The sequence below is a fragment of the Neobacillus niacini genome (genome assembly GCF_030817595.1).
In the GTDB taxonomy this organism is placed as follows: domain Bacteria; phylum Bacillota; class Bacilli; order Bacillales; family Cytobacillaceae; genus Neobacillus; species Neobacillus niacini_G.
In genome coordinates this window covers 1489993-1509808 of sequence record NZ_JAUSZN010000001.1, presented here as the reverse complement: position 1 = coordinate 1509808, position 19816 = coordinate 1489993, and the positions used below count along the sequence as shown (strand labels likewise).

The 19816-nt window shown below is 39.7% G+C and carries 20 protein-coding genes, 1 pseudogene and 2 riboswitches; of the genes and pseudogenes, 18 read left to right on the top strand and 3 right to left on the bottom strand.

The window, feature by feature from the left end; genetic code table 11:
• The first annotated feature begins 164 nt into the window (after positions 1–164).
• The gene (locus tag QFZ31_RS07550; protein ID WP_307302154.1) at positions 165–1652 is read left to right on the top strand and encodes an MDR family MFS transporter; all 1488 of its coding nucleotides are present in this window, start codon (positions 165–167) and stop codon (positions 1650–1652) included.
• A gap of 133 nt (positions 1653–1785) precedes the next feature.
• Here the strand turns inward: QFZ31_RS07550 and QFZ31_RS07545 are convergent, their stop codons facing one another.
• Together QFZ31_RS07545 and QFZ31_RS07540 are read right to left on the bottom strand one after the other, a co-directional pair.
• A complete protein-coding gene (locus QFZ31_RS07545) occupies positions 1786–2067 on the bottom strand; it encodes a hypothetical protein (protein ID WP_307302152.1) in 282 nt (93 codons plus the stop codon).
• A gap of 11 nt (positions 2068–2078) precedes the next feature.
• Positions 2079–2378: pseudogene (locus QFZ31_RS07540) on the bottom strand (hypothetical protein).
• Positions 2379–2474: 96 nt separating this feature from the next.
• Between QFZ31_RS07540 and QFZ31_RS07535 the strand changes: the two are divergent.
• From QFZ31_RS07535 to QFZ31_RS07525, 3 genes are read left to right on the top strand one after another with little or no spacing between them, the layout of a single operon-like run.
• On the top strand, positions 2475–2840 hold the full coding sequence (locus QFZ31_RS07535) for a hypothetical protein (protein WP_307302150.1): 366 nt from the start codon (positions 2475–2477) through the stop codon (positions 2838–2840).
• Positions 2800–3306: a hypothetical protein gene (locus QFZ31_RS07530; protein ID WP_307302149.1), complete on the top strand. Its 507-nt coding sequence runs from the start codon at positions 2800–2802 to the stop codon at positions 3304–3306. Before QFZ31_RS07535 ends, QFZ31_RS07530 begins: the two co-directional genes overlap by 41 nt.
• On the top strand, positions 3303–3800 hold the full coding sequence (locus tag QFZ31_RS07525) for a peptidoglycan recognition family protein (RefSeq protein WP_307302148.1): 498 nt from the start codon (positions 3303–3305) through the stop codon (positions 3798–3800). Before QFZ31_RS07530 ends, QFZ31_RS07525 begins: the two co-directional genes overlap by 4 nt.
• A 97-nt stretch (positions 3801–3897) precedes the next feature.
• On the opposite strand, the gene QFZ31_RS07520 is transcribed toward QFZ31_RS07525, so the two are convergent.
• Entirely contained in the window at positions 3898–4515 is a 618-nt protein-coding gene (locus QFZ31_RS07520; RefSeq protein ID WP_307302147.1) for an NUDIX hydrolase, read from the bottom strand.
• Positions 4516–4791: 276 nt separating this feature from the next.
• On the opposite strand from QFZ31_RS07520, the gene QFZ31_RS07515 reads away from it, so the two are divergent.
• From QFZ31_RS07515 to purU, 14 genes are all read left to right on the top strand, one after another.
• The gene (locus QFZ31_RS07515) at positions 4792–5460 is read left to right on the top strand and encodes a nitroreductase family protein (protein ID WP_307302145.1); all 669 of its coding nucleotides are present in this window, start codon (positions 4792–4794) and stop codon (positions 5458–5460) included.
• A 233-nt stretch (positions 5461–5693) separates the two neighbouring features.
• A complete protein-coding gene (locus tag QFZ31_RS07510) occupies positions 5694–6653 on the top strand; it encodes an SGNH/GDSL hydrolase family protein (protein ID WP_307302143.1) in 960 nt (319 codons plus the stop codon).
• Between the two features lie 125 nt (positions 6654–6778).
• Positions 6779–6877, top strand: a riboswitch (glycine riboswitch).
• A gap of 314 nt (positions 6878–7191) precedes the next feature.
• Complete coding sequence (locus QFZ31_RS07505; RefSeq protein WP_307302142.1) at positions 7192–8586, top strand: amino acid permease; 1395 nt, start codon at positions 7192–7194, stop codon at positions 8584–8586.
• 187 nt (positions 8587–8773) lie between these two features.
• Positions 8774–8871: riboswitch (glycine riboswitch) on the top strand.
• 103 nt (positions 8872–8974) lie between these two features.
• Positions 8975–10225 (top strand): serine hydroxymethyltransferase, encoded by a 1251-nt coding sequence (gene glyA, locus QFZ31_RS07500; protein ID WP_307302140.1) that lies wholly within the window; start codon positions 8975–8977, stop codon positions 10223–10225.
• A gap of 15 nt (positions 10226–10240) precedes the next feature.
• Complete coding sequence (locus QFZ31_RS07495) at positions 10241–10756, top strand: serine dehydratase beta chain (RefSeq protein WP_307302138.1); 516 nt, start codon at positions 10241–10243, stop codon at positions 10754–10756.
• Positions 10753–11634 (top strand): L-serine ammonia-lyase, iron-sulfur-dependent, subunit alpha, encoded by an 882-nt coding sequence (gene sdaAA / locus QFZ31_RS07490; protein ID WP_179601150.1) that lies wholly within the window; start codon positions 10753–10755, stop codon positions 11632–11634. Before QFZ31_RS07495 ends, sdaAA begins: the two co-directional genes overlap by 4 nt.
• Before the next feature lie 15 nt (positions 11635–11649).
• Positions 11650–12762 carry a glycine cleavage system aminomethyltransferase GcvT gene (gene gcvT, locus QFZ31_RS07485; RefSeq protein WP_307302135.1) on the top strand — a complete coding sequence of 371 codons (1113 nt, stop codon included), beginning with the start codon at positions 11650–11652 and terminating at the stop codon, positions 12760–12762.
• A 76-nt stretch (positions 12763–12838) separates the two neighbouring features.
• Positions 12839–13234, top strand: a complete 396-nt coding sequence (gene gcvH / locus QFZ31_RS07480) for a glycine cleavage system protein GcvH (RefSeq protein ID WP_307302133.1) — start codon at positions 12839–12841, stop codon at positions 13232–13234.
• A gap of 1 nt (position 13235) precedes the next feature.
• Complete coding sequence (gene gcvPA / locus QFZ31_RS07475) at positions 13236–14588, top strand: aminomethyl-transferring glycine dehydrogenase subunit GcvPA (RefSeq protein ID WP_307302132.1); 1353 nt, start codon at positions 13236–13238, stop codon at positions 14586–14588.
• Entirely contained in the window at positions 14581–16065 is a 1485-nt protein-coding gene (gene gcvPB, locus QFZ31_RS07470) for an aminomethyl-transferring glycine dehydrogenase subunit GcvPB (RefSeq protein WP_307302131.1), read from the top strand. The genes gcvPA and gcvPB overlap by 8 nt, the downstream gene beginning before the upstream one ends.
• Before the next feature lie 107 nt (positions 16066–16172).
• Entirely contained in the window at positions 16173–17060 is an 888-nt protein-coding gene (gene lipA / locus QFZ31_RS07465; RefSeq protein WP_307302129.1) for a lipoyl synthase, read from the top strand.
• 28 nt (positions 17061–17088) lie between these two features.
• Positions 17089–17394, top strand: coding sequence for an iron-sulfur cluster biosynthesis family protein (locus QFZ31_RS07460; protein ID WP_307302128.1), 306 nt, complete (start codon positions 17089–17091; stop codon positions 17392–17394).
• 98 nt (positions 17395–17492) lie between these two features.
• A complete protein-coding gene (lpdA, locus tag QFZ31_RS07455; protein WP_179601164.1) occupies positions 17493–18893 on the top strand; it encodes a dihydrolipoyl dehydrogenase in 1401 nt (466 codons plus the stop codon).
• A gap of 27 nt (positions 18894–18920) precedes the next feature.
• Positions 18921–19790 (top strand): formyltetrahydrofolate deformylase, encoded by an 870-nt coding sequence (gene purU, locus QFZ31_RS07450; RefSeq protein WP_307302126.1) that lies wholly within the window; start codon positions 18921–18923, stop codon positions 19788–19790.
• Positions 19791–19816 lie beyond the last annotated feature (26 nt).

Here is a 19816-nt window from a genome sequence, read left to right as displayed (position 1 = left end):
ACCATAACTTATTTATTATGTTTTGCAATCGGAATGGAATAATAATTGAATTTGGTTATTTTGTGTGGTAATATTTATAAGAACGTTTGTTCTTATTGGTAAGATGTGTATAATGTTACATAGAAGGTAAGGAATGGTGACTTGAAACTGAAAGGAGAAAGAATTTGAACAATCATAACGAATCAAAACCAAACGGAGGGACATTTGGGAGTAAAGGCAACTTTTTATTAGTCCTAATAATGATTTTAGGTGTATTTGTAGCCATTTTGAATGAAACGCTTCTTAACGTGGCCTTGTCAAAAATCATGGATGACATTGGGATCGCGCCAAGTATGGCGCAATGGTTGTCAACTGGATATCTCCTAGTCATAGGTGTACTTATACCAGTCACTGCTTATTTAATTCAGCGGTTCACGACAAGAACTTTATTCCTTGCGGCTATGGGACTGTTTACGGTGGGTACATTTGTAGCTGCGATCGCCCCTGGGTTCGCTGTTCTTTTAACCGGGAGGGTGCTTCAAGCGGCGGGAACCGGCCTGCTTTTTCCGTTACTAACTAATGTAGTATTCGCCATGGTTCCAATAGAAAAAAGAGGATCGGCAATGGGGACGATTGGAATTGTCATTACATTTGCTCCGGCGATTGGACCCACACTTTCAGGCATCGTTGTCGAGCACTTTAGTTGGCGTGTTCTCTTTTACGGTGTACTGCCAATCGCACTGTTAGTTATGCTCTTTGCATATTTTAGGCTCAAAAATGTTACCGAGACCACGAATCCGAAGATTGATCCGCTATCACTTCTTCTTTCAACAATTGGTTTTGGGGGGATTGTGTACGGCTTCAGTAGTTCTGGTGAAGGTCATGGGGGATGGTCGAGCAATGAAGTCATTATTTCAATTGCAATCGGCGTTGCTTCTCTAGTACTGTTTACATGGAGGCAATTGACAATTGCACAACCGTTGCTAGATTTAAGAACATTTAAATACAACATTTTTAGGATGTCGACTGTGATTATGATGATCGTTATGATGGCGATGTTCTCTGCGATGATGTTGTTGCCGATCTTTCTCCAAAATGCGTTAGGTTACAGTCCGTTGGAGGCAGGTTTGGTTATGCTGCCAGGTGGCATTGTCATGGGGATTATGTCGCCGATAACAGGCAGATTATTTGATAAATTTGGTGCCAAGCTGCTTGCGCTCGTTGGATTAGGATTGGTTGCAAATACACTTTTACAATTTGCATTTATCACATTGTCAACCTCGTATAGCAAGATTATGATTTTTAATACGCTATTGATGTTGGGGATTTCGATGGTCATGATGCCGGTTATGACCAATGCATTGAATGTACTGCCACCTCATTTATACCCGCACGGTACGGCCATAATCAGCACACTTCAGCAGGTGGCAGGCGCTGTCGGGACAGCACTGTTGGTGTCCATCATGACGAGTACCTCAAGTCGTTATATGGAAAATACATTGACTACAAATGATGGGGCTGCACTACAAAATCTAGCGATGATTGCTGGTATGAAAAACTCGTTCCTACTTGCATTTGGGCTTGTATCCATCGCTTGGATCGCCTCATTTTTTATTAAACGGTCCCTTCCTCAAGAAAAGGAATTGAAGATCAAAGAAGGTACTGTGAACTAAGAGAACATACCAGCCTATATCATAAAAAACAAAAACGCGGATCACTTGAGTATCAAGTGATTCGCGTTTTACTTTAATGGAAATCCCTCTTCAAATAAAAAAGCAGGTTAGTGACCGGTGTATTCTATAAAATTCATGGTCTAACCCTAACCTCGGTACCATCCTTAGCTTTGACATCTACCAGCACGATTCCTTTATGATTTTTCAGTTCCTTGATGATTGGCTTTAGCGTTTCCTTATTTATCAGCGGAATAGTAAAGTCAAGTTTTTTTCTTTCGAAATGTTCTTTTGTCCATTTATTTGCTTGTTGATGTAAAAATTTTGAAATCAAAATTGAAATGAAAATGGTTAGAATGGCATATGGAACTGGGATGGTAAACCGAACGTCTTTTGCTTTCACTTTTATATGCAGCATAAGCAAATCCACTATTCAATGATGACAGAAACGGTATCTCCGTTTGCCGACTTCACATCAACAATTTGGCCATCCAATTCGTTTTCAATTGCTTCAATAATAAGATTTATGTCAAGATCCTTTACATATTTTTCTGATTGAGGAATACTCGCAGCGATGCTGTGTCCAGCCATTAATACTACCTTGATAAGTTTTATGGGCAAATTGACTGTAACGTTATCATTTTCAGCTGATACAACACGAATTTTTTATGTTTTATCTAAATATTTAGTCGGTTTTTCTAAATAGCTTACAAGTGAACTAGATCTAATAAAATTAGAAACAACAAATTTCTATTAAATCATATAATCTCTTTATATAATTTATCGATTTACTGTTTATTTTGATTAAGAAAGAGGTGTAAACCAATGAGGGTTGAGTCTTTTTTTAGTGCTGCACCCCATAAAAGTGTAAGTGAAGATTCAGTCGTAATAAATGAAAAGATAAATGTTTATGGAGTTTTTGATGGGGCAACTCCGGTACTGCCATTCAAAGATGAAAACGGGATGAACGGTGCATATTTAGCATCTAATATATTTAAAGATTATTTCCTTGGACTCTACCGAAGTAACCATTCATTAGTGGAAGGAATCATGGCTGCTAATAGAATGTTGAGAGAACACATGGAAAAATACAAGGTCAATCAGGAAAAATATGAAAATCTTTGGTCAACATGTGCTGCAATAATAAAGATTGAAGAAAGAAGGAAAGATTTCTTATGCACAGCTTGGTGATAGTATGATCATTGCTGAGTATCAAAACGGAACGATAAAAGCCTTAACCAGGGATACCGTAAAAGATATAAGTTATAGAGCGAAGGTATGGCGAGAGGAACAAAGAAAGCAAGGGGTTAAATTTCCAGATGAGGAGTATTTTCAGGATCGTACTCATCAGCTTATCTTTAATCGTTCATTAGCTAATAAGGAATATGGTTATGCTGTAGCCAATGGAAAAGAAGAAGTTTTAAAGTTTATTCAGCAAGGTCAAGTAAATACCAGTGAAATCAAAACATTATTATTGATAACAGATGGCCTTTTTCATCCAAAATATTCAATCGAAGAAACATTTAAAAAGATACAAACATTTGGTTTTCAAGGATATTCTATGGAATTAGAACAATATGAGAAAAGGGAAAACCTTCGTTCAGATGATAAGTCAGGAATCATGATTTGCTTATGTAATGAGGAGAGGTCTATATGAATGAAGAACCGGGATGGATTAAAGATATTAATTTATCATTTAAAGAACCGCTTGTTGCTTTAAAAGATGTCATGTACATCATTGTACATCATACAGAAGAAATAGGTTGGGATATTAATAAGACACATAGATTTCATCAGGAATGTCGTGGATGGAGTGGAATAGGTTACAATTTTTTTATTGAGGAAAATGGTGAAATCATTAAAGGAAGAGGGTATCATGTTGGAGCACACGCCTATTCATATAATCAAAAATCAATTGGTATTTGTTTAGCTGGAAATTTTGATATTCATACTCCCTCAATAGAGCAGCTAAAATCATTGAGTAAACTCTGCATTTTCTTTTTGAAACAATATAATTTATCAACTACTCAGATTCTTGGACATCGTGAATTAAAAGGTATCGGAAAAAGTTGTCCAGGTAAAAACTTTAATATGGGCAAATTCAGAGAATCTATTAAGAAGCAGTTGCCAAAATATAAAGGTAATAAATAAAGTATGATAGCTTTAAAGAAAATAGAAAATAAAAAACCAAGATGTATTTTAAGGGATTTCAGATATATCTTGGTTTTTAAATATTTAATTAATAAACTTAATCAAAATAAACGGCTTTATGGGGTTCTTTTAAGTAATTAAAAGCTAACTCAATTTGTGTTTTCGTATTCCGAGCCGTAGACAGAGATGGAAGTTCGTTTTCAGCAAAGAACTTCACTTCACTTGTCTCAATTCCAAAAGCTTGCTGCCCGCCAATTATTTCACATTGTATAAATATTTTATAAACATGATAAGCAGACGGAGGGTGTGGGTGGCACTTTTTATCGGTCACCGCTATTATTCTGATCGGTTTCACAGTATATCCCGCTTCTTCTTTTACTTCCTTAACAGCGACCTCACTTGGGGTATGTCCTATGTCAGCCCAGCCGCCAGGTAATGCCCAATTCCCATCGCTATTTTCACGGACCATCAGAATTTTATCATCCTTAAAGACAACGGCCCTAATATCCACCTTAGGAGTTGCATAACCAGTTTCACTTGCAAATAAATCTTTGATTACTGGCCTGTCCATGTCTGTGTAATGCGCTAAAATGTCAACACTAATATTTCTTATTAATTCAAATCTCTCCAAGTCAAAAACATCTTTTGAATACGTTAATCCCGCCTGTGCAATGGATTGAAGCTGTTTCGCCCAATCCAGCCATTTCGGTTCCAATATCAACACCACCAGCTTGTCTAATAATATTTAATATTACCATATATATGAATCAAGCAAAAATTTGCTACTACTTTTTGAACTAAGTCTTCATTTAATGGTTTAAGTTACGAATGCATTACTTTTGACAATTACTTTAAATATGAGTAAGGTAACCTAGTAAGGTACTAGGATTAGTGGAAGATGTATCTTTTTATTATTTTTTCATAAGATTTTCTTAAAATGTTCATAGTAGAGTTGAACAAAACGATCAAGATGTTACTAGGAGGAATTATAATGTCAAACTTTCAAACTATAGAAAAGATTGAACAGCAAATGTTCTTAGATGTTATTCGTGAACGACGATCTGTTCGTGCATACGATCCAAGCGTACAGATTTCACGTGAAGAAATGACTGAAATACTTGAACTGGCAACGTTGGCACCTTCGTCTTCGAACCTGCAGCCATGGCGGTTTCTAGTCATCGATAAACCGGAGTTAAAGGAAAAGCTTTTGCCCATCGCATTTAACCAGCAACAAGTAGTCGAAGCGTCTGCCGTGATTGCGGTACTTGGCGATGTGGAAAGCTACAAGAAAGCCGAAAAAATTTATGGACAGGCTGTGGAGGCAGGATTTATGCCTGTAGATACGGCTAAATCCTTCATCGAACGAACTGTTGGCATGTACTCAAGCTTATCTCCTGAAGTGGCTCGCCAGATTGTATTTACCGATGGGGGCCTCATCTCGATGCAGCTCATGCTTGTTGCACGTTCCAAGGGGTACGACACTGTACCAATGGGAGGATACGATAAAGCGAAGTTCGTTGAGGCGTTTGGAATTTCCGAACAGTTTGTGCCGGTTATGCTCATTGCGATCGGAAAAGCAATGAAGCCAGGACATCCTACTACACGTCTTCCGATTGAGGATATAGCGTTCTTTAACGAAATGCCATCGGTTGAAGAGTAATAGAATACGAAAGACGCACCTAAAAACAACTTTAAAAACGTAGTCGAACCCCGTTCTTTTTCAGAACGGGGTTATAAATGTTTATCCATCCATTATATAGGGTAAATGGAAGGAATAAACTGCCTTAGTTTTCTTTCGGAATGTTGCCATGCATGATAAAATGAATAACTATATAATATCAAGAAATTTATTTGTTAGATTATAATTTTACAATAGTAATAGGTGTGATGCATTTGAAGAACAAAAGAGTTACGTGGATGAGTATTTTTATTGGTATCTTACTATTAAGTGGTTGTCTATATTTACTTCTGCAAGATCGTAATCAAACACAGGTTGAAAGTGTTAAGGCAGTGGCTTCTGTAAAAAGAGATCAAACGGAAAGTACAGAAGATAGGGCAGCTGAAGTTGCGAAAGCTCAAGAAGAGGTACAGACGGCGCAGGTAGAAGTGAGTGACAAGCCGATTACGGAAAATATTAAAGATAAGGTCAGGGAAGTTGTCGAAGTGGCATTGGACTTTTTTAAGAAAGACCAGAAGATTGTCGCAATCGGTGACTCTCTCACCGAAGGTATTGGAGATGAAACAGAGAACGGCGGCTATGTGGGAATTCTTAATCACACGTTTGAAGATAATAACCTTAATATAACCGTAGAAAACTATGGTAAAAAAGGAAACCGGACAGATCAATTACTGAAAAGGCTGGAAAAAGAAGACGTCGCTTCCGCCATTAAAGATGCTGATATTGTTTTAATCACAATTGGCGCCAATGACATTATGAATGTATTAAAATCCAACTTTATGAATGTTACGATGGAACCCTTCCAAGAGGAAAGGGTGAAATATATAGAGCGATTAGAGGCCATTTTTACTAAAGTCAATGAACTGAATCCAGATACTCAAATTTATTTAATTGGTTTTTACAATCCATTTGAACGACATTTTGGTGAAATAAAAGAACTGGGCATGATTATTGACAGTTGGAATGAGGCTGGAAAATCCCTTGCGGAAAAATATGATCATGTAAGGTATATTCCAACAAAAGACTTGTTCAGTAATACTACCTTGGACTTATTGGCAGAAGATGAATTTCATCCAAACACAACTGGTTACAAACTAATGGCCCAGCGAGTTTTAGAATACTTGAAAGAACCCAATAAAGAAACTGAGATTAACTCAGTAGATGTTCCATCATAGTCAAAAAGAAGCAGAGGTTTCTAGGTCGTTTGTTACTGTGAATTTATAATAGTGTTTAAATTCAGAAAATTAATTTGACATCTTGATATTGATAGACTAGTATATATTTAAATTCATATTAGCGGATGAATATTGTGGGAGAGACTAAACGCATTGTTTAGCACCGAAGGAGCAAGTCCCAAAAATGGGCTCAATCTCTCAGGTAAAAGGACCACAATAGGACGCGTCTCTGGAGAGCGCCATGTGCCACCAAAGGAGTTAAACTCTCAGGTAAAAGGACAGAGGAAAATAGGGAAACGCCTATTTTTCTCTGTCCTTTTTTTGTGGAGAAAAATAGAGAAAAACAGAAAAAGGAGGGTGTGGAACACAAAACGAATAGTTAAGGAGTCCATTTTTTCGGTTTCCAATAAGGTTTGTCAGGTGAAATATTTACTTTCTAAAAAAATGTAAGCGCTTATTTCTGCCGGTTTGACTAATGGTAAATTAAACTTTGATAGGGATATTACCTATCCTGGAAAAAAAGAAAGAGGGGATTCATTTGCAGGAACAAAAATTGTCGCGAGGTTTAAAAAACAGGCACGTTCAACTCATCGCTATTGGCGGGGCTATTGGAACAGGATTATTTCTAGGAGCAGGAAAATCTATTCATTTAACAGGTCCATCGATTTTATTTGCGTACTTGATTACAGGTGCCATTTGCTTTTTAATCATGCGCGCACTTGGAGAATTGCTTTTATCCAACTTAAAATATCATTCTTTTGTGGACTTTGTTAGAGACTATTTGGGGAATATGGCGGCCTTTATTACGGGCTGGACCTACTGGTTTTGCTGGATTTCAATCGCAATGGCCGATTTAACAGCAGTGGGTCTCTATACCCAATTTTGGTTTCCTGATGTACCACAGTGGATGCCTGGGTTAATTGCACTAGTCGTTTTGCTTCTTATGAATCTTGCAACCGTAAAGCTTTTTGGCGAAATGGAATTCTGGTTCGCATTAATTAAAGTAATTGCGATTCTTGCGCTAATTGTTATCGGAATATTCATGATTATTAAAGGCTTCTCAACAAATTCCGGTGCATCCAGTTTTACCAATCTTTGGAGCCACGGCGGAATGTTCCCAAATGGCATAAATGGTTTTATTCTGTCATTCCAAATGGTAGTGTTTGCGTTTGTTGGCATTGAACTTGTAGGACTTACTGCAGGTGAAACAGAAAACCCCGAGAAAGTAATTCCTAAAGCAATAAATAATATCCCTATAAGAGTATTGATTTTCTACATTGGCGCCCTCATTGTCATCATGAGTATTTATCCGTGGAATGCGATTGATCCTGCGAAAAGTCCATTTGTCCAAGTCTTTGTGGCGGTTGGAATTGCAGCAGCAGCTGGTATCGTCAATTTTGTCGTCCTAACCTCAGCAGCGTCGGCCTGTAACAGCGCAATCTTCAGTACAAGCCGGATGGTATACTCTCTTGCAAAAGATAAAAATGCACCTGTACCATTAGCAAAACTTGATTCTCGTAAAGTACCGTCCAATGCATTGTTCTTCTCCACTGTTGTCATTCTAGTTGCCGTAATCTTGAACTATGTTATGCCTGAGGGAGTATTTACGCTGATTACAAGTATTTCTACAGTATGTTTCATCTTTATTTGGGGAATTACTGTCATCAGCCATTTAAAATACAGAAAAACCAGACCGGATCTAGCGAAAGTGAACAAATTTAAATTGCCGCTTTATCCATTTTCCAATTACTTAATTCTTGTTTTCCTTGCGTTCGTGCTGGTTGTACTTGGGCTTGCAGAAGATACTCGTATCGCCTTGTTCGTAACACCTGTTTGGTTTATCATGCTGATAGCGATTTATAAGATGATGATAACAAAGACGGATTATGCAGAACAGGAGAATCAACAAAATTTAGCAGAAATTAAGCGATAACTAAAAAAAATAATGTTTCCGCTTTCAAAAAAAGCTTGACGTAGATTCCTGTTACTATTATTCTGAAAATAATAAAAATTAATAAGCGGAAGATGGTTGTGGGAGAGTGCAAGTTTACACGCCACCGAAGGAGCAAGTTCCAAAAAGACCCTTGGAATTAATCTCTCAGGTAGATGGAACCACAATTGGACGCAACTCTGGAGAGCGCATATTCGTTATATGCCACCAAAGGGGAAGGTTCTTAAACGGACTTAAACTCTCAGGTAAAAGGACAGAGAAGGGTAGAAGAAAGCCTAGTGCTACCCTTTTCTGTCCTTTTTTGCGTGCAAAAAAATAGGTTCTGATCACAGAAGAGGTAGCCAATACAACAATCAAGGGGGAAACGGGAATGAGTTTACAACAAAATGATTCCACTATTTTTGAAGCAATCCAGAAAGAGCAGCAGCGTCAGCATCAAACGTTGGAACTAATTGCTTCTGAAAACTTTGTAAGCCAGGAAGTTTTAGAAGCAATGGGTAGTGTGTTGACGAACAAATATGCAGAAGGCTATCCAGGGAAGCGTTACTACGGAGGCTGTGAATTTGTCGATGTGGCAGAACAAGTTGCCATTGACCGCCTAACTCAACTGTTTGGTGCTAAATATGCCAATGTCCAGCCTCACTCAGGTGCCCAGGCAAACTTCGCTGTATTTTTCGCTCTCCTTCAACCCGGTGATAAAGTGATGGGGATGAACCTCTCACATGGCGGGCACTTAACGCACGGAAGTCCTGTAAGTGTTTCAGGAAAATGGTTTGAAGTAGTGTCCTATGGTGTCAGAGAAGATACTCAATTGATTGATTACGATGAACTGGAAGCAATTGCGAAAAAAGAAAAACCGAAATTGATCATTGCAGGTACCAGTGCTTACCCTAGAACGATTGATTTTGCACGGTTTAGACAAATTGCGGATCAAGTTGGCGCGAAGTTTATGGTAGATATGGCGCATATCGCAGGACTAGTTGCAGCTGGTCTTCACCCATCACCAGTTCCTTATGCAGATGTTGTAACGAGCACTACGCATAAGACGCTCCGAGGACCGCGCGGCGGCATTATTTTAACAAATGATGAAGAGATGATAAAAGCCCTTAATAAATCCGTGTTTCCAGGAATTCAAGGCGGTCCGCTGATGCATATTATTGCAGCTAAGGCAGTTGCATTCAACGAAGCATTGCAGCCAAGCTTTAAGGATTATGCGAAACAAGTCATTGAAAATGCTGCAGCATTAGGAGAAACATTAAAAAAACATGGCGCAGCGCTTGTTTCCGGCGGAACCGATAATCATATTGTCCTTTTAGATTTACGTCCATGGAATTTAACTGGAAAAGTAGCAGAAAAATTATTAGAAGAAGCCGGTATTACGGTCAATAAAAATACGATTCCTTATGATCCTGAAAAGCCTTTTGTTACAAGTGGTATCCGCATGGGAACTGCGGCTTTAACGACACGTGGTATGAAGCAGGATGAAATGGTGAAAATCGGGGAAGTAATCGCAGCTGTTCTGAAAAGTAAAGGGGACGAAGCAGTTCTTGAGAAAGCAAAAGAAACTACCAAAGCAATCTGTAGTGGCTATCCGTTATTTCAACAGGCAATCACAGTTTAAGAAGGGAGCATGAGGATGGAATTTCAGAGTTGTTTTGACATTATTGGTCCTATTATGGTGGGACCGTCGAGTTCACATACAGCAGGAGTCGTATCCATCGGGAAATTTATTTATGAACTGGTAGGAGATTATCCGCAAGAGGTCAATATTGTATTTTATGATTCCTTTGCTGAAACCTACCAAGGACATGGAACAGATAAAGCACTTCTTGGCGGATTGCTTGGGATGGATACCGATGATACACGCATTAAACACTCATTGGAGTGGGCAAAAGAGGTTGGGATGGAGTACAAATTCGAATTTGCTGAAAGCTGTGAGTACTATGATCATCCAAATACAACTATGGTAACAGTGAAACACGACGATCGTCTTGTAAAGGTAGGCGGTGCGTCACTTGGCGGCGGCTTATCCAAGATTTTTATGATTAACGAGAAGATGGTAGATATTCGTTTAAGTGCAGGCGATGACTTTACGGTCCTTGCTCGTTCTTATCAACCAAGAGGGAAAGTACTGATGGAGGCAATAGGATGAAGATACAGTCGATGAAAGAGCTGATTGAGGTTTGTGAAAGAGAACAAAAAACCATTGGTGAAATCATGCTGATGATGGAAATAGAAAAATCAGGACGAGACAAAGAAACCATTATTAGCATGATGGAAGAGCGCTTGATCAAAATGAAAGAAGCCGTTGATAGCGGTATAAAAGACGCTTCAACCGCACCAAGTGGAATTTCTGGCGGTGATGCCGTGAAAATGGTTGATTACGTACAGCAAGGGAAATCTCTGTCTGGAAATTATGTCAGCAATGCAATGAGCTTTTCATTGGCAACTTCTGAAAACAATGCACGGATGGGGGTTATTGTTGCCACTCCAACTGCTGGGGCTGCCGGCATATTGCCTGGTGTATTGTTTTCGCTTCATAAAAATGATGGCACCCCCTATAAAAATTTAGTCATGGGCTTATTCACAGCAAGCATGCTCGGGTTTGTCATTGCAAATCGTTCATTCATCTCTGGGGCAGCGGGGGGCTGTCAAGCAGAGGTAGGATCTGCAACAGCTATGGCAGCTGGAACCATTGTAGAGTTAAAAGGCGGCACGCCACAGCAGGCTGTGAATGCGACTGCCATTGCCATGAAGTCACTCTTAGGATTAGTTTGTGATCCAGTCGCAGGTCTTGTTGAAGTGCCTTGCATTAAGCGTAATGTAATCGGAACCTCCATCGCTTTTTCAGCGGCTGATATGTCGCTGGCTGGGATTGAAAGCCGCATACCATGTGATGAAGTGATTGAAGCAATGTATCGAATCGGAAAAGATATGCCTCGGACACTTCGGGAAACAGCGCTTGGAGGTCTAGCAACGACAGAAACAGGTAAACAGGTGAAGGAACGACTATTTTGTAAGAAATCTTAAGGAGGAGATATCTCAATGGGTATGGCAACAGCATTAAAGCAAACGCCACTTTTTGAAGTTTATGGAAAGTTTGGTGCGAAGGTGATAGATTTTGGAGGCTGGGCACTGCCAGTTCAGTTTTCTAGCATTTTAGATGAGCACGAGTCGGTCCGAACAAAAGCAGGACTTTTTGATGTCTCTCATATGGGTGAAGTACTTGTTGTAGGAAAAGATGCAGAGCGTTACATCAACTACCTATGCACGAACGATGTAACAAAGCTTGACATCAATCAAGCACAATATACTGCAATGTGCTATCCAGACGGCGGAACGGTTGATGATTTATTAGTGTACAAATTAGACAATGAAAAATATTTACTAGTCATTAATGCGGCAAACATTGAGAAGGATTTCGAATGGATGCAGCAGCATGCAAAAGGAGAGATGGCGCTCCAAAATATTTCGAATGAGGTTGCGCAGATTGCCATCCAGGGTCCCAATGCTGAAGGTGTTTTACAAAAGTTAACAGAAACCGATTTATCGAAAATTGGCTCTTTTAGATTTGTTCAACATGTCAACCTTGACGGGATTACTGATGTGCTCGTATCTCGCACTGGTTATACAGGGGAAGATGGTTTTGAGCTTTATTTATCTGCTTCTCAAGCGGAAGCACTCTGGGTAAAGCTTTTAGAAGTTGGAAGTGATGATGGCTTAAAGCCATGCGGTCTAGGTGCACGTGACACCCTACGTTTAGAAGCACGTCTTGCTCTCTATGGTCAAGAGTTATTGCCTGATATAAGTCCTCTTGAAGCGGGAATCGGCTTTGCAGTAAAAACGAACAAAGTGAATGATTTTATCGGTAAATACGCACTATTAGCACAAAAAGAAGCCGGATTAAAGCGAAAATTAGTAGGAATTGAAGCAACAGGCAGGGGAATCCCTCGTCATGGGTATAAAGTAGTTTCGGAAGATGGAGAGGCTATTGGTGTAGTAACATCTGGAACCCAATCACCATCATTAAAGAAAAGTATTGGTCTTGCACTTATTGCAGCTGAACATACTGAAGTGGGAACACCATTGAAAGTGGAAATCCGTAATAAGTTGATTGAAGCGGTTGTGGTTAAAACACCTTTCTATAAAAAGGGATAATAGAGTCATAGAGTTTTAGTTTGCATGAGCAGATAGGCATTACGAAAGTAAATAAAAATTGGAAGGAAGAGAAATAATGACGAAAGCAACAGCAACTTTACTATATAGCAAAGAACATGAGTGGGTATTACAATTAGACGGAAATCGAGTACGAATTGGAATTTCTGATTTTGCACAAAAGCAATTAGGAGATATCGTCTTCGTAGAAACCCCAGAAGTGGATGATGAAGTAACAGCGAATGAATCAATGGGAACCATCGAATCCGTAAAAGCAGTATCTGACCTATACTCTCCTGTATCAGGCACGGTTGTTTTGGTAAACGAAGAGTTAGGAGACGCCCCTGAGACGATTAACGAGCACCCATTTGAAGCAGGCTGGTTAATAGAAGTGGAAATGTCAAATCCAGAAGAATTGGACTCACTTTTAAATGAAGAGGCGTACCAAGCATTTATTAATGAAGGAGAGGAATAAAATGACTTCCACTTATCGATACCTCCCTGATACGAAACAAGATCAAGAGGAAATGCTTTCGTTTTTAAATATCACTTCAATAGACGAATTATTTGAAGATATTCCAGCAGAAATACAACTAAAATCGGAGCTCAATATCCCAAAGGCTGTGCCTGAATCACTCCTTTCAAAAAAAATGAATCAGCTTGCTTCTAAAAATAAAAATGCGAATCATTACCCGACCTTCCTTGGTGCGGGAACCTATGATCACTACATACCCAGTGTGGTCAATCACATGATATCACGTTCCGAATTTTACACAGCCTATACACCTTACCAACCGGAAATTAGCCAAGGTGAACTACAAGCAATCTTTGAATTTCAAACGATGGTTTGTGAACTGACAGGAATGGATGTCGCCAATTCTTCGATGTACGACGGCTTTACATCTCTTGCAGAAGCTGCTTCCCTCGCTGTTGCGTCGACACGACGGTCCAAAGTGCTTGTGTCGAAGGCAGTTCATCCTGAATCACGTGCGATCCTAAATACGGTAGCAGATGGTCAAGGGTATATCGTTGAGGACGTAAATCTAACTGATGATGAAACAAGCTTAGTACAGCTGCAAGGACAAATTGATAAAAACACAGCTGCTGTTATTGTTCAATACCCAAACTTTTTCGGTTCGATTGAGGATCTAGCAGAAATTAAGAATATCGCTGATACAAAAGGAGCGCTTTTAATTGTTAGCGCCAATCCATTGGCTCTAGCACTCTTGCAATCTCCTGGAATACTGGGAGCTGATATCGTGATCGGGGATATGCAGCCATTAGGAATTCCAATGTCCTTCGGCGGCCCGCACTGCGGTTATTTTTCAGTAAGCAAGAAATTCATGCGAAAAATCCCTGGACGAATTGTAGGGCAAACGCGTGACGAAAAAGGTCAGCGCGGATTTGTATTAACCCTGCAAGCACGTGAGCAGCATATTCGCCGAGATAAAGCATCGTCTAATATTTGTTCAAACCAAGCATTAAATGCACTTGCTTCTGCCGTTTGTATGAGTGCACTTGGAAAGCAAGGAATTCGTCAGATGGCGCAGCTAAACGTTGAAAAAGCCGATTACATGGCAAAATCGCTAGATAAAAAAGGCTTTACCATTATAAATAAGGCTCCATTCTTTAATGAATTTGTTGTCAAGCTTCCTCGCCCAGTAAAGGAAGTCAATTCAAAACTCCTTGAGGCAGGTATCATCGGCGGGTTTGATTTAGGAAATGATTACGGCTTAGAAAATCAAATGCTGATAGCAGTAACAGAGCAGCGGACAAAAGAAGAGATTGACCAATTTATCGAAGTATTGGAGGCAGCTGTAAATGGTTGAATATAATGATCTAATTTTTGAAATCAGTCGTGAGGGACGTGTTGGTTCAAGCCTTCCAGAGAGTGATGTTGATCATGTTAATTTAAATGATAAACTTCCGAGACATTTGATTCGTGACCTGCCAGCAGAACTCCCAGAAGTATCAGAGTTACAGCTTGTCAGACATTACACGGCGCTCTCGAATAAAAACCATGGGATAGATAATGGTTTCTATCCACTTGGCTCTTGTACGATGAAGTATAATCCGAAAATAAATGAAGACGTAGCACGTTTGGAAGGGTTTAGCCGTATTCATCCATACCAGCCAGTTGAAACGGTACAAGGAGCATTAGAGGTTTTATATGAATTACAGGAAGAGTTAGCTGTCATTACAGGCATGGATGCCGTGACGTTACAGCCTTCAGCAGGTGCTCAAGGAGAATGGACCGGATTAATGATGGTCAAAGCCTATCATAAGCAAAAAGGTGAGGTACGGAAGAAAGTCCTTGTTCCAGACTCCGCACACGGAACAAACCCTGCCAGTGCATCGGTTGCGGGCTTTGAAACCATTACGATTCCATCCAATGAGCATGGGCTAGTCGATTTAGAAGAATTAAAGAAACATGTCGATGAAAATACAGCTGCATTAATGCTGACAAACCCAAATACTCTCGGTCTATTTGAAAAAGAAATCGTAGAGATTGCCAAGGTTGTTCATGAAGCAGGCGGCTTACTATACTATGATGGAGCGAATGCGAATGCCATCTTAGGGAAAACAACTCCTGGACAAATGGGCTTTGACATTGTGCATTTAAATCTTCATAAAACCTTTACCACACCCCATGGCGGGGGCGGACCAGGTGCTGGCCCAGTCGGTGTGAAAGAGAAATTGATTCCGTTTTTACCAGTCCCGCGTGTGGAGAAGGTAAATGAAGTATATGTACTAGACTATAACCAACCGCTTTCGATTGGCCGTGTGAAAGGATATTATGGAAACTTTGGTATTCTCTTACGAGCGTATACCTATATTCGAACCATGGGGCCAGAGGGGTTACGTCAAGTATCGGAAAGTGCAGTACTTCATGCGAATTATATGCGCAAAAAACTCGAACCATATTTTGATGCACCTTATTCGCAAATTTGTAAGCATGAATTTGTGTTATCTGGTTCAAGACAGAAAAAGCTTGGTGTCAGAACTCTAGATATGGCCAAACGTCTGCTGGATTTTGGCTACCATCCACCTACTATCTATTTCCCGCTTAATGTTGAGGAATGTTTGATGATTGAACCAACTGAAACAGAGTCAAAAGAAACATTGGATGCTTTTTGTGATGTCATGATTCAAATTGCAAAAGAAGTGGAAGAAAATCCAGGTGTCGTATTGGATGCACCACATACTACGGTAATTGGCCGATTAGATGAAGTACAGGCTGCTAGACAACCAATCTTGCGATATATAAAAGAAAAAGCAGTAAATAAAGAAACCGTAATGTCCTAAAATATGAACCACTAGGAATGAAGAGAACTTCTATCATCTCACTAATCATTCTTGGTGGTTTTAAATAAAACCCAAAAGCTTCATGACTGTTCATAGGAGTGGAAAATATGAAGAATGATTATGTTCGCAAACCAGAATGGCTAAAAATAAAATTAAATACGAATGAAGAGTATACAGGCTTAAAAAAAATGATGCGTGAAAAAAAGCTTCATACAGTCTGCGAAGAAGCGAAATGTCCAAACATTCATGAATGCTGGGCGGTACGCAAAACTGCAACCTTTATGATTTTAGGAAGTATATGTACCCGCGCCTGCCGTTTCTGTGCGGTTCAAACAGGTCTTCCGACAGAACTTGATTGGGATGAACCAGAACGTGTAGCGGAGTCAGTGGAAAAGATGGGTCTAAAGCATGTAGTAGTTACTGCTGTTGCTCGTGATGATTTAAAAGATGGCGGGGCAGGAATTTTTGCAGAAACAATACGTGCCGTAAGACGACGCAATCCATTTTGCAGTATTGAAGTCCTCCCGTCCGATATGAAGGGTGAATATGACAACTTAAAAACATTAATGGATGCCGGGCCAGACATTTTAAATCACAATATTGAGACAGTGAAACGTTTGTCACCAAAAATTCGTGCACGTGCCACATACGAACGTTCCCTTGAATTTTTAAGACGTGCAAAACAAATGAATGCTGCGATTCCAACAAAATCAAGCATTATGATTGGTCTAGGAGAAACAAAGGAAGAAATTATCGAAACGATGGATGATCTTCGTGCAAACCATGTAGATATTATGACAATCGGTCAATATTTGCAGCCAACCAAACATCATTTAAAAGTCCAAAAATATTGGAGTCCACAAGAGTTTGAAGAACTAAAGATCATTGCCATGTCAAAAGGCTTTAGCCACTGTGAAGCAGGTCCGCTCGTTCGCTCCTCTTATCATGCTGATGAACAGGTCAATGCAGCAAAAGCGAATGTGTCATCCATGTAAAATAGCGAATAAGGAGGAGTGAGTTCCTATGTTGATAAAAATGACAGAATCGGCGATGAATAAGCTAAAGGAAATGGTTGTCAATGGAGAGCGAACTCCCCGGATTGACGCTGAAGTCGCTGGCGGCTGCGGTGTGACTGTTAAGTTTTCCCTTGTATTTGATGAACCACGACGAAACGATTTTATCATTGAGATGGAAGGGATTCAGATTCGACTGGATCGTTTTACAAAACGTTATTTAGATGAAGTAACACATATTGATTATAATGACGTAAACGGTTTTCTAGTTGGAGAAAGCTTCTCCTCTAGTGCATGTGCAATTGAAATAGATTAATAGTTTTGCAGCTATGAATTTATGTAGCCCCTGTTGGGACTAATAATCTAAGTTTTCCTAAGATATAAATACATATTTTGATAGAAGGGGATACGAACATGACAAAAGAATATGATGTTGTAATTATCGGCGGTGGAACAGGCGGATACGTGGCTGCTATTCGCGCTTCACAATTAGGATTAAAAGCGGCGGTTATTGAAAAAGGAAAAATTGGAGGAACATGTCTTCATGCTGGTTGTATCCCTAGCAAGGCTTTACTAAGAAGCGCAGAAGTGTACGCCCAAACTAAAAAAGTAGAAAAGTATGGTGTCATTGCACCAGAAGTTAGACTTGATTTTTCAAAAGTACAGGCACGAAAAGAAGAAATTACGGAACAGCTTTTTAAAGGTGTCCACTATTTGATGAAAAAAGGAAAGATCGATGTTTATGAGGGGAAAGGCAGTATCTTGCAGTCAAAAGATGTTTTAGTGGAATTGAACAATGATGAAGATGAAATCATTTTAAGCCCACGGAATATTTTGATTGCAACAGGCTCTCGCCCAAGAACACTTCCGGGACTAGAAGTAGATGAAAGCTATGTGATGACATCGGACGAAGCCTTGAAAATAGAGACACTTCCAACTTCTATTATCATTGTTGGAGGCGGTGTGATTGGAATCGAATGGGCATCCATGCTCGTGGACTTCGGATTACAAGTAACCGTACTTGAATATGCTGATCGTATCTTACCGACTGAGGATCAAGATGTATCAAAAGAAATCCAGCGTTTAATGAAGAAAAAAGGCGTAAAAATTGTTACTAGTGCAAAGGTGCTGCCTGAGACTCTAGAAAAAGGTGACGGTGTTTCGATTAAGGCGGAACATAAAGGAAAAGAAACGTCATTTTCTGCTGATAAACTTTTAGTATCCGTTGGACGATTACCGAATACAGAAGGCCTTGGGCTGGAAAATACCACTATAGATTTCAATCGTGAGTTTATTAAAACAAATGAATTTTATCAAACCAATGAACCAAACATTTACGCGATTGGTGATGTGATAGGCGGCTTGCAGCTTGCGCATGTAGCCTCACATGAAGGAATGATTGCGATTGAACATATGGCTGGGGAAAACCCTGGACCACTTGATTCGACTCTTGTTTCAAAATGTGTATACAGCAGCCCAGAAGTAGCGAGTGTTGGGCTAACAGAAGAGGAAGCAAAGGGAAAAGGGTATCAAGTAAAAACTGGTAAGTTTTCATTCCGTGCCATTGGAAAGGCTTTGGTTTTTGGTGAATCAGATGGTTTTGTTAAATTGGTTGTTGAAGAAGGATCTAATAGACTGTTAGGAGCTCATATGGTAGGTCCGCATGTAACGGATATGATTACGGAAGTGGGTCTCGCTCGTGTATTAAACGCAACCGCCATGGATATTGCTCATACGATTCATCCCCACCCGACCTTGGCTGAAGCAATTGGTGAAGCGGCCCTTGCCGTAGATGGAAAGGCAATTCATGCCTAAATCATAACCGAAAAATGGAGGAAAGCAATGAACACAAAAGTAAAGCCGAACCGTGCAAAATTATTAATCTCTTGTCCAGAAAAGCCAGGGATTATCTCGACTGTAACCAATTTTTTATTAGAACACAAAGCCAATATTGTACATTTTGATCAACATACAACCGATCCACAAGCAGGTATATTCTTTATGCGGATTGAGTTTGATTTGGAAGAATATGATTCTACTTATGAAAAAATTGAAAATGATCTCGAGGTGCTGGCTCGAGATTATGCGTTAGATTGGCAGTTGAGCAGTAACGAAAGAAGGAAGCGAATGGCCATTTTTGTTTCCAAAGCAGACCACTGTCTCACTGAGCTTATTTGGCGGTGGAAATCGAATGAAATTCCTGTGGATATCCCAATGGTAATCAGCAATCATCCTGATTTAAAAGAGATGGTTGAGGGGTATGGCATCCCTTTTTATCATATCCCGCTGTCACAAGATTCGAAAGAAGAGGCCGAACAGAAAGCCTTAGAATTGTTAAAAGGAAAAGTGGATTTTATTGTTTTGGCCAGGTATATGCAGATTCTTTCTCCTAAATTCATTTCCCATTATCCAAAACAAATCATTAACATTCATCACTCTTTTTTACCTGCTTTTGTTGGAGCAAACCCTTATGTAAGAGCGTTTAACCGCGGGGTCAAGTTAATAGGAGCCACCGCACATTATGTAACGAATGATCTTGATGAAGGACCGATAATCGAGCAAGATGTCCAGCGTATTAATCACCGCTATACAGCAGCGGATTTAAAGACCGCGGGACGTCATGTGGAAAAGAGAGTTCTCGCCGAAGCCGTTTCCTGGCATGTAGAAGATAAAGTACTAGTTCATGGTAATAAAACGATTGTATTTGCATGAGTTGAGGATCATTGTTCATAGGAGAT